We start from the raw sequence: 13,468 nt of genomic DNA on the forward strand, positions 1-13,468 counted from the left end.
CCGGCCGCATCCGCCGCCTCCTCGCCATGGCCGACAAGCGCGCCCAGCAGGACGGCATCCCGGGCACCGAGGCCGTGGTTCCGGCCGGGCTCGAGGACTGACGGGACAGACCAGCCGGCCCCTGCCGACGCGTTCGACACGCGCGGGCAGGGGCCGTTCTCCTCATCCGGGGAAGGTTCCCTCCGCCAGGACGGTTGCCCTCAGTAGGATGTGAAACGTCTGCTTCGCGGCGCACACGGCGCCGTGGAGAACGCAAGCGCCGCGGCGCGGCGCGGATTGGATGAAATCGACATGGCGACTTACACGCTGCCCGACCTTCCCTACGACTTCGCGGCTCTCGAGCCCCACATCAGCGGCAAGATCATGGAACTCCACCATGACAAGCACCACGCCGCCTACGTCGCCGGCGCCAACGCAGCCCTCGACGCACTCGCCGAGGCTCGCGACTCCGGCAACCTGGCCAACGTGAACAAGCTCGAGAAGGACCTCGCGTTCAACCTCGGCGGTCACGTCAACCACTCCATCTTCTGGACGAACCTGTCGCCGAACGGCGGCGGTCAGCCCGAGGGCGAGCTGAAGGCCGCCATCGACGAGTTCTTCGGCTCGTTCGAGAAGTTCCAGGCCCACTTCGCGGCTGCGGCCGCCGGCATCCAGGGCTCCGGTTGGGCCGTGCTGAGCTGGGACCCGATCGGCGCGCGCCTGATCATCCAGCAGCTGTTCGATCAGCAGGCCAACACCGCTCAGGGCACGGTGCCGCTGTTCCAGCTCGACATGTGGGAGCACGCGTTCTACCTCGACTACCTGAACGTCAAGGCGGACTACATCAAGGCGGCGTGGAACATCGCCAACTGGGAGAACGTCGCGCAGCGGTTTGAAACAGCGCGTGAGAAGACCTCCGGTCTGCTGGTACTGTCGTAAAAGATGGGCGTCCTGATGGGCGATTTGCCCATCAGGACGCCGTTGTCCGAGCAATCCGCGAAAATTACGCAATTCCCTTGTTAAGAACCAGGAGACTTTCGTGTCTGTCAAGATCGGTATCAACGGCTTCGGCCGTATCGGAAGAAACTTCCTCCGCGCAGCTCTCGCGCAGAACGCTGACCTCGAGGTCGTGGCTGTCAACGACCTCACCGACAACGCGGCACTCGCCCATCTCCTGAAGTACGACTCGGTCGGCGGCCCCCTGGGCGTCGAGGTCTCGCACGAGGGCGATGTCATCACCGTCGGCGGCAAGGCCATCAAGGCCTTCGAGGAGCGCGACCCCGCCAACCTCCCGTGGGGCGAGCTGGGCGTGGACATCGTCATCGAGTCGACCGGACGCTTCACCAAGGCCGCTGACGCAGCCAAGCACATCGCCGGTGGCGCCAAGAAGGTCATCATCTCCGCACCGGGCACCGACGTCGACGGCACCTTCGTCATGGGCGTGAACGAGGACACCTACGACGCGGCGAACCACAACATCATCTCCAACGCGTCCTGCACCACGAACTGCCTCGCGCCGCTCGCGAAGGTGTTCAACGACACCTTCGGCATCGAGCGCGGCTTCATGATGACCGCCCACGCGTACACGGCCGACCAGAACCTGCAGGACGGTCCGCACAGCGACCTGCGTCGCGCCCGCGCCGCCGCGATCAACATCGTCCCTGCCTCGACCGGTGCGGCCAAGGCCATCGGCCTGGTCCTGCCGGAGTTGAACGGCAAGCTCAGCGGCTCCTCCTACCGAGTCCCGGTTCCCACCGGCTCGATCGTGGACCTGACGATCATCGCCGACCGCGACGACCTGACCGTCGACGAGATCAACGCCGCGTACCGCGAGGCCGCTGCGGAGGGTCGCCTGAACGGCATCCTGGAGTACACCTCGGACGAGATCGTGTCGAGCGACATCCAGCTCAACGCGCACTCCTCCATCTTCGACTCCGGGCCGACCAACGTCAGCGGCAACCTGGTCAAGGTCTCCGCCTGGTACGACAACGAGTGGGGCTACTCCAACCGCCTGGTCGACCTGACCGAGTACGTGGCAGAGCGCCTCTAAGCTCATACCCATGACTCTGCGCACCCTGGAATCTCTGGGTTCCCTCGAGGGCAGGCGCGTCATCGTCCGTTGTGACCTCAACGTCCCCCTGCGGGACGGGGCCATAACGGACGATGGCCGTGTTCGGGCCTCGCTGCCGACCCTCAACGCCCTGATCAACGCAGGCGCACGCGTCATCGTGTGCTCGCACCTGGGCCGCCCCGACGGGGCGCCCGACCCGCAGTACAGCCTGGCGCCGGTGGCCCAGCGACTGTCGGAGCTGCTCGGCAAGCCGGTGGCCTTCGCCCGCGACACCGTGGGCGAGTCCGCGCGTGAGGCGGTCGCCTCGCTCGAGGACGGCGGTGTCGTCGTGCTCGAGAACCTGCGGTTCAACGCGGGGGAGACCGCGAAGGACGACGCCACTCGGGATGCGTTCGCCCGTGAGCTCGCGGAGCTCGGCGACGCACTCGTCTCGGACGGCTTCGGCGTCGTGCACCGCAAGCAGGCCAGCGTGTACGACCTCGCGCAGATCCTGCCCTCGGCCGCCGGTCTGCTCATCGCGACCGAGCTCGACGTGCTCGACCGGCTGACCGAGAACCCGGAGCGTCCCTACACGGTGGTGCTCGGCGGTTCGAAGGTCAGCGACAAGCTCGGCGTCATCTCGCACCTGCTCCCTCGCGTGGACCGGCTGCTGGTCGGCGGAGGAATGCTGTTCACCTTCCTCGCGGCGGAGGGCCACGGCGTGGCATCCAGCCTGCTCGAGAAGGACCAGCTCGACACCGTCCGCGGGTACATCGCCGAGGCGAAGGAGCGCGGGGTGGAGCTGGTGCTCCCGACCGACGTGGTCGTCGCCTCCGGCTTCGCCGCGGATGCCGCGCACGAGACGGTCGCCGCGGATGCCATCGAGCAGAGCTCGTTCGGTGCATCCGGCATCGGCCTGGACATCGGGCCGGAGACCGCGGCACGCTTCGCCGACGCGATCCGCGACTCGAAGACCGTGTTCTGGAACGGCCCGATGGGCGTGTTCGAGTTCCCCGCCTTCGCAGCGGGCACGAAGGCGGTCGCCTCGGCGCTGACCGAGGTCGACGGTCTCGGCGTCGTCGGCGGCGGCGACTCCGCCGCGGCCGTCCGTCAGCTCGGGTTCTCCGACGATCAGTTCGGTCACATCTCGACCGGCGGCGGCGCAAGCCTCGAGTTCCTCGAGGGCAAGAAGCTACCCGGACTGGAGGTCCTCGGATGGCAGTGACGACTCGTACCCCGCTGATCGCGGGGAACTGGAAGATGAACCTCGACCACCTGCAGGCGGTCGCCACGGTGCAGAAGCTGCACTGGACGCTGAAGGACGCCGGGCACGAGAACGGATCCGTCGAGGTGGCGGTGTTCCCGCCGTTCACCGACATCCGATCGGTGCAGACCCTGATCGACGCGGACAAGATCCCGTTCGGTCTCGGTGCGCAGGACCTCTCCGCGCACGACTCGGGCGCGTATACGGGCGAGATCTCGGGCGCGTTCCTGTCGAAGCTGGGTGTGGGATCGGTGATCATCGGGCACTCCGAGCGCCGTGAGTACCACCAGGAGAGCGACGAGCTGGTCAACGCCAAGGTGAAGGCTGCGCTGAAGCACGGCCTGGTGCCGGTGATCTGCGTCGGCGAGACCGCGGAGGACCTGGAGAGGTTCGGCAGCAGCGCCGTCCCCGTCGGCCAGCTGGAGAAGGCGCTCGAGGGCGTGCCGGCATCCGCCGACATCGTCGTCGCCTACGAGCCGGTCTGGGCCATCGGCTCCGGGCAGGCGGCCACTCCCGCTCAGGCGCAGGAGGTCTGCGCGGCACTGCGTGCGGTCATCGCGCGCGTCCTGGACGACGAGGCGGCCGCGCGCACCCGCATCCTGTACGGCGGATCGGTGAAGTCCGGCAACATCGCCAGCTTCATGCGCGAACCGGACGTGGACGGCGCCCTGGTGGGCGGTGCGAGCCTGGTCGTCGACGAGTTCGCGGCCATCGTGCGCTTCCAGAAGCACGTCGGCGTGTGAGTCGGTGGGGCGCCTGCGGCGCCCCACCGTATAATCGACAGCTAGGCGGGTCGTTTCCGACCCTGGCGAAAGGCTTCAATCTCGTGCTTGTTCTCGAGTTCGTGCTGCAGGTCCTGCTGGGTATCAGCAGCGTTCTGCTGACGCTCCTCATCCTGCTCCACAAGGGCCGCGGCGGCGGCCTGTCCGACATGTTCGGCGGCGGCATGTCCGCGGCCGTCGGCTCGTCCGGTCTCGCGGAGCGGAACCTCAACCGGTTCACCGTGATCCTCGCGCTGGTGTGGTTCGTCTCCATCGTCGCGCTCGGCCTCATCACGAAGTTCTCGGTGATCTGATGGCCACCGGAGGAAACGCGATCCGCGGCACGCGGGTCGGATCGGGCCCCATGGGGGAGCAGGACCACGGCTACCACGCGGACCGCATCGCGGTGTCGTACTGGGACGGCCTGGGCAACGAGACGGTCCGCTACTTCGCCGCGGGTCTGCCCGAGGAGGAGATCCCCGACACGATCGACCACCCGCACACGGGTCTTCCGGCCGGTCGCGACCGCCAGAACCCGCCGGCTCTGGCCAAGGCCGAGCCGTACAAGACGCACCTCGCCTACGTGAAGGAGCGTCGTACGGACGAAGAGGCCGAGCGGCTGCTCGAGGACGCGCTCACGCAGCTCCGCGAGCGTCGCGGCCAGCGCTGACGCGCCTCACGCGCTTCGCGCAGGACCCCCGGGACTTCGGTCCCGGGGGTCCTGCGCGTTCGGAGCGGATGCCGAACGTCAGGCTGATCGGCCGATCAGCTGCAACTACTGCCGAGGCCGAGCAGGATCACGTTGAGGGTGAACGTCTTGGGGGCCGCGTACCAGGTCGTGTTCGGATAGCCGGTCTGGATGCTGATGCCGTATGTCCCGCCGAGCAGGTCACCGAGGTTCAGCAGCCCGAGCAGCTTCGCGGTGTCGTACGTGGCGGCATAGGAGTACACGCCGCCGGTCTGACCCGTCAGCGTGATCTGGCTGGTGTCGCGCGCCGTGGTGGCGTTCTTCGTGATGTCCACGCGCTGATCAGCGAGCGGCAGCGTCGACGACCAGGCGAGGTCGACCTTCTGCAGTCCGACCACGAGGACGTTCGTGGGCTTGCAGGTCGCTCCGGTCGCGGTGGTGGGGGCGGAGACCGCGGTGACGGTCGAGGTCGTCACCGCGTCCGCCGTCCAGGCGGCCTCCGTCGCGCGGAGACCGGGAAGCAGCGCGCCCGTCAGGCAGAGAAGCCCGAGGGCGGTCGCCCCGACGCGCGCACGCCGTGTCATCGCTCCCGCCTCCGATGCCGGGCGATCAGGGCTGCGCCCAGGCCGGTGAGCACGGCCGCCGGGGCGGCGAGCAGTGCGGGCGACGGTCCGCCGGTCGCAGGCAGGACCGTCGCCCCGACGGACTGCTCCACGCTGGTCTGCTCGGCCGTGGCGCGCAGGATGAGCGTCGCGGCGCCGGAAGGGTCGCCGCTGCCGGTGACCGAGATGCGCAGGTGCACGACACCCGGGGTCGCCTGCCGGAGGAGCGGCTTCTCGGCGCCGTCAAGCCTCAGCGGCGCGGCGATGCCGAGGGTGGTCGCGGCGCCGGGGCATCCCGACCCGTCCCAGCGGGTCGTGCAGGATCGCACGACCGTCGACAGCTCCACGCCATGGCCCTCTCCGCGCAGGGTGATGGTCAGCTCACCGTCCGCGGGAGCGGACGCGGCGTCGATGTCGAGGTCCCAGTCGTAGGGGCGCACCGCGTCGAGCACGTGGGTGCCACCGCCGTTCGAGGTGATCGAGATCAGCTCCGCGGCCCCGGCGGGCGGGGCGGACGAGAGGCACGGCAGGCCGGCGAGCATCCCGATCGCGACGCAGGAGGCGACGTGCCGATCCAGGCGACGCTCGCGCCGCGTCGCGAACCCGGGGGAGGGCGGGGCGTCGTCCGCGGCGCCCGGGGGTTCGTCCTCGGCATCCGCGGGTGCCGGTCTCCGCGCGCGCGGCCAGAAGGCCCAGGTGACCAGCAGCGCGGCACCGACGGTGATGGTTCCGAGCACCCAGGGGCTGCCTAACCAGACGATGACGTATGCGAGCCCCGGCAGCGAGCCGCGCACGATCCTGGCCTCCGAGATGGTGTACGGCGCGGGGTCGGCGCTCTGGTTCGCGTCGCCCTTCATCGTGATCATGCGCTGCGCCGATGTGGGGCCGGGGGAGATGTCGATGATCCGATGGGTGATCGGCAGCTCGCCCGCGCGATCGACGGTCGTCACGTCGCCGACGGCGAGATCGGATGCCGGGATCCTCTGCACGAGCGCGACCGAGCCGGCCGGGATGGTCGGTGACATGGAGCCGGTCCGGAACATGATCAGCGAGTACCCGCCGGCGAAAGCGAGGATCGTCAGCACGACGCAGGCCACCCCGCCGGCGGCGGCGAGCGTGAGCAGCGTCTCGCGGAGCGCACGGCCCACGCGACCGGCGATCCGGACGGCTGCGTTCATCGGGTCACCCGATCGTTCCGGTGAAGGTCCACGTCGGCACGACTGTCCCACCCTGGGCTGCCGTCGTGGCGGTGGAGGGCAGGGTGAGCACGACGCAATAGGTCACGGTGTTCGCGCCACCGCCCTGCAGAGTCGCGGGTGGCAGCTGAGCGCCGGTCGGCACCGTCGTCAGCGGCGAGGGCTGCATCGTCGCGCTGGTCGTCGTCGGCGTGCATGCCGACGGCTGCGCCACCTGCACGACCACGGCGGTGAGCGCGTTCATCAGCGCCTGATCGGCAGCACCCGGCGCGCTCGCGCTCACGTTCGTGAGGGTGATCGTGCCGCCCAGCGACCCGGACGTCTGGACCTGGATCCAAGCCGCCCTGCTGACACCCGGGTACAGGCCGGTGGCGTTGAGCTGCAGAGCGGCCGGGCTCCCCGCGCCGTGCGACACGAACGGGTCGGTCTGGACCGTCCTGGACGAGACCGAGAAGGTCCCCGCCTGGACGGTCGACGAGGCGAGCTCCTGGTCCGTCCAGGCGGCGAGTGTCATCGTGAAGCCGACGCCCAGCACCAGCCCGCCGGCGAGGACGGCTCGGATGCGCCGCGATCTCAGACGTCGCGCCCGAGCACGGTGCTCGCGGCGGGTGGAGCGGAGGGCGGCTACTGCGATACCGCTTCCCACTTCCACGTCACCGTTCCCGTGTGGCCCTGCACGAGGTCCTCGGTCGCCGAGACCTTCAGGCAGAGGTTCACCGTCTGACCGGCGGTGATCGAGGTGGGGATCGCCGTGCCCGCAGCGAAGGCCGTCGCGTCGCAGCCGAAGGCGGTGGTGGCCACGGCGTCGAACGCGAGGTCGGCGGCGACGAGCGTTCCGCCTGACGCGATCGCGACGGTCTGCGTGAGATCGGCGGCCGAGCTCCCGGTGAGCTTCACGGCGTACGGGGCGTACACCGTGTCGCCGGGGGACAGGTTCGTCGGATTCACCAGGAAGGTCAGATCGGCCGCACCTGCCTCGGACGCATGATCGGCGAAGGCGGTGCCGTCGGTGGAGCCCTGGAACACGAACGAACCCGCAGTGAAGGTGCTCTTCGCGAATTCGGAGTCGTTCCAGGCGGCCAGAGTGACCGCCGTGCCCACGCCGAGCACGAGGCCACCGGCGAGCACGGCGTAGATCCTGCGTCGGCGCAGGCCCTTCGCAGCGGATGAAGTGTCCATGGGTTTCCCTTCTCAACAGGACGGCGTGTGGGGGAGAGCACGCTTTCGCGTCAGCGTAGCGGGATATCGGAATATCAGAATGCTGTTCTCGAACCCGATGCAGAACGGTGACCATCGCCGGGGGAAGAAGAAGGCCCTCGCCGATGCGGCGAGGGCCTTGCTGGAGGGGATGACGGGAATCGAACCCGCGTCATTAGTTTGGAAGTCTCACCAGACGGTGACGCATACTGTTGCATGGTGTGTCAAATATGCTGATGGGATGGCGTTTCTTGTCGCACCTTGTTGCATGGTGTTTCGGGGAATGGGTGCCAAATAGGGTGCCATCAGAGCCCGTATGCGGAGGCCAGTGCGTCCGCGGCGGATTTCTTCGCATCCATCATCGGATGCACGTACGTGTCGTAGGTGAACGATGTCTTCTTGTGGCCGAGGATTGAGGATACGACCGCGATATCCATCCCCATCTCGATCATCACCGACGCGGCGGTGTGCCTGCCGATGTACGGGCGCTCGGCAGGAACGCCAACCGATGCCAGCAGCTCGCGCCATGCTCGACGGTGCACATTCGAGTCGATCGGCGTCCCGTCATCCTGGGTGAACAGGAGCGAGGTGGGCTCCCCGTCGTTCTCCCACTCCACATAGCGGGCGCCGTACTCGAGGCGCATCTGCATTCGGCGTTCGATGGCGCGATCGATGAGCTTGATGACTGCTTCCGGAACGGGGATGTCTCGCCGCCCGGCATCCGTCTTCGTGTAAGGCAGGATCCGCATCCCCTCGCCGACGACCCGCGCAAGCTGCTGGCGCACGCGCACCACGCCAGCGCCGCGGTCAAGATGGGACGCCTCGAGGCCGAGCAGCTCGGAAGGGCGCAGGCCATAGACGAGCGCGAGATACCACCGTGCGGCATCAGGGCGCTCCATGGCGGCGGCAATCACGCGGCGGGCATCCGTCGTGCTCATAGTGCGCATCTCGGCGTGCTCAGCGCGCGGCAGTTCAACAGCAAGGGCGACGTTGCGCGCAACACGTCGACGCTTCACGGCTACGTTCAGCGCCGCGCGAATGTTGGCGTGCACGTTCCGCAGAGCGTGCGATCCAGGTGCCTTCCGCTCGCGCTTGTTCGTCGCCTTGTTCAGCGTCAGGTGTGAGAACGCGCCGGCCTGAAACGCGGCGTAGAACTCTTCGAGGTCTTCCGGTTCCAGTTCTGACAGTCGGATGTGCCCGATGCCGGGCACGACATAGGCTTCCACGGTGCGGTCGTACACATAGCGAGTGCGCGGAGTAAGGTCGGCCGTCTTCACCCAGTGGCGCATCCACGCAGCCACGGTCAGATCCTTCCCACGGGGCAAGGAACCGTCGTCGCGCTGGTTGAGGCGCACTCGCAGCATCCGCGCGGCCTCAGATTTGGTGACGCCCTTGAAGTAGAAGTACTTCCGCTTCCCCTTGACGGTCACGTACGCGCGATAGCCGTCTCGGTACTCGTAGACCGACCCTTCGCCCTTCGCTCCGCGAGACATCAGCAGTGCGCCGAGGCGGCTTCGAAGAGTGCGCGCACGTTGTCGTAGTACTCGAACTCCGTGAGCGGCCCGTACCCCTTCGTCGCCTCCCAGTTCCGCTCCGCATCCCTCATTTCATGTTCCACGGTCCGCCCTCGAGCGATATCGCGGCAATTGAGATCGAAGGACACGAGCAACTGTTCGTCGCTGAGGCCATCGACAGACGAGTTCGGATCTGCTCGCAGGGTCTTCAGAAAGGCCTGCGACTTAGCTTCATGGATCATCGATGGGATGCCCACGGCGCCAGTGACCGCGAGCGTGGCCGCGACGGCACCGCAGGCGATCCACGCCCACACGGGGAACCGTCGATGGCCCTTCGGCCCCGGAGATTCGGCGGGCGCGGCGGCGCGTACCTCAGGAACGCTCATGATGATTCCAAACTCTGAGTAGCGGTACTGAACCTGTGAATCCATTGCCCCGCGCCGATGCGAGGCCCGACATATGCGGTATCGCCGACACGCAACAGGAGCTGCTGAAACGCCTGGACGGTGCTTCTCAAGACATCTAGCTCAAGAGCCATCGCGCCAAGGTGACCCTGGTGTGCTTGCTCTGCGTGCCGGTAGTCGTGTAGGTCGATCAGGCGGAGAGCCGCCCACTCTTCCGCGCGTCTTTCTTGTTTGGCGTGGACCGGGCCGAATCGAGATGGCGTGTCGCCGAAGACGGCATGGCCGATCTCATGGGCGAAGATGCTCCGATGCTTCCGCGCATGCATCTCCGGCCGGAGGCGGATCAGCTTCCGGTGGTGGATGTATTCGCCGTCGCGGTCTTCGCGCAGCGACGTGGTGTACTCGATGGCCACGCCGAGAGCATCGGTGAAGTCGAGAAGTTGCGCATCGATCGGGGTCATTGTTCATCCATGGGTTCGGGGTCGCGCGGGTGAGCGACGGCAGGTTCATACTGCTCGCTGGCACCGACACCGAACCGGCCGTCGATGACGTTCGTCGGCATTGACTCCGGCTCGGCCTGGTAGGTGCGCGCGCGGCGCACGAAGGCGTACGGGCTCATGTCGAAGAGAGCCGCTGCCGTCGCAATGTCGTTCGTCGTCATCGCCTGCGTGAGATTCAGAATCTTGGCCCAGTAGGTCTTCTTCTGTGCGGTCGATTCGTCCAATTCAGCGGCCTTCGCCTCAAGCCAGCGGCCTGATCGGTCGCCGCCGGCTTCGCGTACCAGGTGTTGAAGGTATGCGCCCGTTTGCTGTGCGAACTCGCCAGGGACCAGTACGCTCCGCCGCTTGCCCGTAGATGAGGTCATGAGTACAGAGTACTCAAATACGGACACGCCGTCCATCGTGGCTTGACATGTCCGTATATGCGGGCAAGATGGAGGACATGCAAGCAAATGAGGGCAACAGCTTCACGGGGCACATCGCCGGAGCGATCCGAGCTGAGATGGCGCGGCAGCGGATGGAGTTCGTGCAGGTCGCGTCGATCATCCACGTGAGCCGTGCGACCGCGTACCGCCGGATCAACGGTGAGATCCCATTCGATGTGACCGAGATTGAGGCGATCGGGCGCCACCTCGGCGTGACGGTGGATGAGATCTTCGCATCGGCCGAACTGGGCGCAGAGATCGAGGCGCGTCGCGTCAAGTCGGTGGCGGCATGAACGCCCCGGTTCGCCTGTACACGATCCCGGATGCGGGGGGCGTGCTCGGCAAGTCGCGCGACACCGTGTACCGGATGATCTCGGCTGGCGAGATCAAGGCGGTGAAGATCACCCGCGGCTCACGGTCCACGATGCGGATCCGGGCGGACGCACTTCAGCAGTACATCGACTCGCTCGAAGCGGTCGGATAGCTCGCTTCCCGGTCAGACGGGACACGAGTACAGGGAACCGGGATCGGTAGGCCGTCATCGCCCACGATCCGCCCGGGAAGCAACGCAACTCCACATAGGAACAACTGAGATCTGACTGGCTGAGAGCAAGGCTCTGCCGAGTCCATCGACGTAGGGATGCACGCCGGCTCTGGTTCGGCGCACCATGACGGGCCGTCGCGCCCGTTCAGCCTCTCGCTCACGTCTTCTGGCTGCGGTAACCCGTGTGCCGGTCAGATCGGTCACCCCGGGGGCGTATGGGCGCCCCGTTGAAGTACGGGCACGGGTTCGATTCCCGCCTGGGGTACGCATGCACATCCATTCACACGACAGAGGGGAGCGTGGCCGTGTCCACGAATCTCGCGCCGATGGCGGCGCACAGCACTGATCCGATGCGTGAGGCCACGGCCCGCGCTGCTGCGAAGGCCGGGATGACGGTCGAAGCGTGGATCGCTCACACCGATCAGATCGAGGCGGCGGAGAACCACCGCCGCCGGATCGAGCAGACCATGCGGCAGGTGCCGCGCTACAGGGAGGACGCGGCATGAGCGCACGGTGGGTGCACGCGGACGTGGTTCCGCTGCGCGATGACAGCGGGGAGCTGACGGGGCGCGCGAGGGCGCGCGGTCACTTCCACGATCGGGTCGAGTGGGTGGCGCCCCGCCGCGAGTCCGTGGCGGAAGCGGAACTCGATGTGAAGCGGCTCCACGAGCACGGCGTGACCAAGTTCCGGGTCGTCATGCTCAGGCGATCGTTCAGCGTGTGGGCGGCGGACGCGGAGAGCGCGTGCGAGATCGCCCATCAGCAGTGGGGCGAGTGGCCTGTCGAGGTGACATCGTGAGCGCCGCGATCCTGGACCGGGCGCGGGCGTTCGAGATGATCGCGCAGCACCTGCCCGAGCAGAAACGCTCGGAGATCGCGGAAGCCATCGCCGACAAGCTGCTGGCCGAACTCGGGTCGAAGCCGAAGCCACCCGCGGCGCCCGCCGCGAAGCCCGAGCCGGCGGAGGTAGTCGACATCTCCGAGCACACGGTGATCGCGTCGTTCCTCGCGGATCACGGGTACGAGCGGAAGGCGCTGGTCGATGCGACGTTGACGCTGGCACGCTGGCTGACCGCGAACGAGGGCCGCTTCACCCGTGAGGCGGGCATGCGGATCTGGCTCGATCAGCAGAGGGCCGCATCGTGAAGCACCTGATCCGCCTGCTGCTGATCCTCACCGGCATCTATGTGACGCTCGCCGCCGTGTCGCTGCTGCACGTCTTCCCGTTCGAGGCAATCGCCTGGACGGGTCTGATTCTGATCCTCGCGTGGGCGTGGGTCGACACGAAGGGAGTCCACAGTGCCGATCGCACTCGTGAAGTCGTCGGATGAGACGGCGTGGCATCGGGAGCGTGCCCGCAGGGTCACGAAGTCCCGGGCGGTGCAGCTCATCAATCCGTCGATCGCAACGTTCAAGCGCATCCACGCTGAGCAGTCGTTCAAGGGCAACGAGTCGACCCGGCGCGGGCATCGCCTCGAGCCGGTGATGGAAGCGTGGGTGCTCGAGCACTACGGCATCCCGGCGTCTCAGATCCTGTACGCACACCCCGAGAACCCGATGCATGCGGCGACTCCCGACTGTGCCCTTGAGGATGAGGGCGAGTGGTCGCTGGTGGAGCTGAAGACGACCGTCGAGGACTGGTCGACTGGTCTGCCGAAGAAGATCATCCGTGACGTGCTGTGGCAGCGGTACGTGATGGGCGCCGGATGGTCGGCGGTCGTCTGGTGGCAGGTCGATGATCTGGGTCAGCCGGTCACGCTCGAGCCGCAGGTGGTCGAGGTGGAACCGGACGACTACGAGCTTCAGCGGATGATCGACGGCGCGAACGCGTACCTGGCGTGGGTGGATGCCGGATGCCCGGACACCGACGAGCACGGGGTGCCGCTCGACATCCGAGAGGCCATCGCCGAGGTGAACGCCGGCAAGGCCGCTGAGGCGCGCATCCGGGAGTGGTGCGAGCGCGGCGGCGACTCCGTGAACGTGACCACCGAAGAGGGGAGCATCCGCTTCTCGGTGTCGGAGTCGACCACGTTCGACCGGGCGGCGTTCCTCGCGGCCGAGCCGGAGCTGGCCGAGAGCATCCGCATCGTCGATCTCGTGCTGAAGAACGCGCAGAAGGATCCCGACTACCGGAAGCCGACCGTGCGCACGTCGTTGACGATCGCGCCGCCGAAGGAACCGGAAGAGGTGGCCGCGTGAACCCGACCGCACTCGAGATGGCGATGGCGGCTCAGGTGCCGTCGCCCCGCAACCGCGCGCAGCGTCGCGCACAGCAGCAGAACCGGGCGCGCGCCGAGCGTGCTCAGCGTCGTTCCCGTGCCCGCATCGAGCGTGCACTGTCCGC

Annotated in this window: 21 protein-coding genes and 1 pseudogene; 14 read left to right on the top strand and 8 right to left on the bottom strand. The window is 67.4% G+C overall.

Features of this window, described 5'->3' with window-relative positions; translation table 11 throughout:
• The 7 genes and pseudogenes from BGN97_RS03345 to BGN97_RS03375 all read left to right on the top strand — a co-directional run.
• Positions 1–101, top strand: a pseudogene (locus BGN97_RS03345) (DNA-binding protein WhiA); the annotation flags it as partial.
• Between the two features lie 190 nt (positions 102–291).
• Positions 292–918, top strand: coding sequence for a superoxide dismutase (locus BGN97_RS03350; RefSeq protein ID WP_285630205.1), 627 nt, complete (start codon positions 292–294; stop codon positions 916–918).
• A gap of 100 nt (positions 919–1,018) precedes the next feature.
• Positions 1,019–2,029: a type I glyceraldehyde-3-phosphate dehydrogenase gene (gene gap / locus BGN97_RS03355; RefSeq protein ID WP_292698034.1), complete on the top strand. Its 1,011-nt coding sequence runs from the start codon at positions 1,019–1,021 to the stop codon at positions 2,027–2,029.
• Positions 2,030–2,039: 10 nt separating this feature from the next.
• A complete protein-coding gene (locus BGN97_RS03360) occupies positions 2,040–3,254 on the top strand; it encodes a phosphoglycerate kinase (protein ID WP_292698036.1) in 1,215 nt (404 codons plus the stop codon).
• Complete coding sequence (gene tpiA / locus BGN97_RS03365) at positions 3,245–4,036, top strand: triose-phosphate isomerase (RefSeq protein ID WP_292698038.1); 792 nt, start codon at positions 3,245–3,247, stop codon at positions 4,034–4,036. Before BGN97_RS03360 ends, tpiA begins: the two co-directional genes overlap by 10 nt.
• Positions 4,037–4,119: 83 nt before the next feature.
• Positions 4,120–4,368 carry a preprotein translocase subunit SecG gene (gene secG / locus BGN97_RS03370; RefSeq protein WP_285630212.1) on the top strand — a complete coding sequence of 83 codons (249 nt, stop codon included), beginning with the start codon at positions 4,120–4,122 and terminating at the stop codon, positions 4,366–4,368.
• Positions 4,368–4,724, top strand: a complete 357-nt coding sequence (locus tag BGN97_RS03375; protein ID WP_292698041.1) for an RNA polymerase-binding protein RbpA — start codon at positions 4,368–4,370, stop codon at positions 4,722–4,724. The genes secG and BGN97_RS03375 overlap by 1 nt, the downstream gene beginning before the upstream one ends.
• A gap of 95 nt (positions 4,725–4,819) precedes the next feature.
• Here the strand turns inward: BGN97_RS03375 and BGN97_RS03380 are convergent, their stop codons facing one another.
• The 8 genes from BGN97_RS03380 to BGN97_RS03415 form a co-directional block, all read right to left on the bottom strand.
• Positions 4,820–5,326: a hypothetical protein gene (locus BGN97_RS03380; RefSeq protein WP_292698043.1), complete on the bottom strand. Its 507-nt coding sequence runs from the start codon at positions 5,324–5,326 to the stop codon at positions 4,820–4,822.
• Positions 5,323–6,522 (bottom strand): hypothetical protein, encoded by a 1,200-nt coding sequence (locus BGN97_RS03385; protein WP_292698045.1) that lies wholly within the window; start codon positions 6,520–6,522, stop codon positions 5,323–5,325. Before BGN97_RS03385 ends, BGN97_RS03380 begins: the two co-directional genes overlap by 4 nt.
• A 4-nt stretch (positions 6,523–6,526) precedes the next feature.
• Positions 6,527–7,117 carry a SipW-dependent-type signal peptide-containing protein gene (locus BGN97_RS03390; RefSeq protein WP_292698182.1) on the bottom strand — a complete coding sequence of 197 codons (591 nt, stop codon included), beginning with the start codon at positions 7,115–7,117 and terminating at the stop codon, positions 6,527–6,529.
• 47 nt (positions 7,118–7,164) lie between these two features.
• On the bottom strand, positions 7,165–7,719 hold the full coding sequence (locus tag BGN97_RS03395; RefSeq protein WP_292698047.1) for a SipW-dependent-type signal peptide-containing protein: 555 nt from the start codon (positions 7,717–7,719) through the stop codon (positions 7,165–7,167).
• 323 nt (positions 7,720–8,042) lie between these two features.
• Positions 8,043–9,167, bottom strand: a complete 1,125-nt coding sequence (locus tag BGN97_RS03400; RefSeq protein WP_292698049.1) for a site-specific integrase — start codon at positions 9,165–9,167, stop codon at positions 8,043–8,045.
• Positions 9,168–9,229: 62 nt separating this feature from the next.
• Complete coding sequence (locus tag BGN97_RS03405; protein WP_292698051.1) at positions 9,230–9,637, bottom strand: hypothetical protein; 408 nt, start codon at positions 9,635–9,637, stop codon at positions 9,230–9,232.
• Positions 9,634–10,116, bottom strand: coding sequence for an ImmA/IrrE family metallo-endopeptidase (locus BGN97_RS03410; protein WP_292698053.1), 483 nt, complete (start codon positions 10,114–10,116; stop codon positions 9,634–9,636). Before BGN97_RS03410 ends, BGN97_RS03405 begins: the two co-directional genes overlap by 4 nt.
• The gene (locus BGN97_RS03415) at positions 10,113–10,520 is read right to left on the bottom strand and encodes a hypothetical protein (protein WP_292698055.1); all 408 of its coding nucleotides are present in this window, start codon (positions 10,518–10,520) and stop codon (positions 10,113–10,115) included. The genes BGN97_RS03410 and BGN97_RS03415 overlap by 4 nt, the downstream gene beginning before the upstream one ends.
• Before the next feature lie 77 nt (positions 10,521–10,597).
• Here BGN97_RS03415 and BGN97_RS03420 point away from each other — a divergent pair, with 77 nt between their 5' ends.
• The 7 genes from BGN97_RS03420 to BGN97_RS03450 all read left to right on the top strand — a co-directional run bounded on the left by BGN97_RS03420 (position 10,598) and on the right by BGN97_RS03450 (position 13,323).
• Positions 10,598–10,873: a helix-turn-helix transcriptional regulator gene (locus BGN97_RS03420; RefSeq protein WP_292698057.1), complete on the top strand. Its 276-nt coding sequence runs from the start codon at positions 10,598–10,600 to the stop codon at positions 10,871–10,873.
• Complete coding sequence (locus BGN97_RS03425; RefSeq protein ID WP_292698058.1) at positions 10,870–11,064, top strand: helix-turn-helix domain-containing protein; 195 nt, start codon at positions 10,870–10,872, stop codon at positions 11,062–11,064. Before BGN97_RS03420 ends, BGN97_RS03425 begins: the two co-directional genes overlap by 4 nt.
• A 365-nt stretch (positions 11,065–11,429) precedes the next feature.
• Entirely contained in the window at positions 11,430–11,630 is a 201-nt protein-coding gene (locus BGN97_RS03430; RefSeq protein ID WP_292698059.1) for a hypothetical protein, read from the top strand.
• Positions 11,627–11,923, top strand: a complete 297-nt coding sequence (locus tag BGN97_RS03435) for a hypothetical protein (protein ID WP_292698060.1) — start codon at positions 11,627–11,629, stop codon at positions 11,921–11,923. Before BGN97_RS03430 ends, BGN97_RS03435 begins: the two co-directional genes overlap by 4 nt.
• A complete protein-coding gene (locus BGN97_RS03440) occupies positions 11,920–12,270 on the top strand; it encodes a hypothetical protein (protein ID WP_292698062.1) in 351 nt (116 codons plus the stop codon). The genes BGN97_RS03435 and BGN97_RS03440 overlap by 4 nt, the downstream gene beginning before the upstream one ends.
• Positions 12,267–12,455 (top strand): hypothetical protein, encoded by a 189-nt coding sequence (locus BGN97_RS03445; RefSeq protein WP_292698064.1) that lies wholly within the window; start codon positions 12,267–12,269, stop codon positions 12,453–12,455. Before BGN97_RS03440 ends, BGN97_RS03445 begins: the two co-directional genes overlap by 4 nt.
• Positions 12,424–13,323, top strand: coding sequence for a hypothetical protein (locus tag BGN97_RS03450; protein ID WP_292698065.1), 900 nt, complete (start codon positions 12,424–12,426; stop codon positions 13,321–13,323). The genes BGN97_RS03445 and BGN97_RS03450 overlap by 32 nt, the downstream gene beginning before the upstream one ends.
• Positions 13,324–13,468: the final 145 nt, after the last annotated feature.

This window comes from Microbacterium sp. 69-10 (genome assembly GCF_001897945.1).
In the GTDB taxonomy this organism is placed as follows: domain Bacteria; phylum Actinomycetota; class Actinomycetes; order Actinomycetales; family Microbacteriaceae; genus Microbacterium.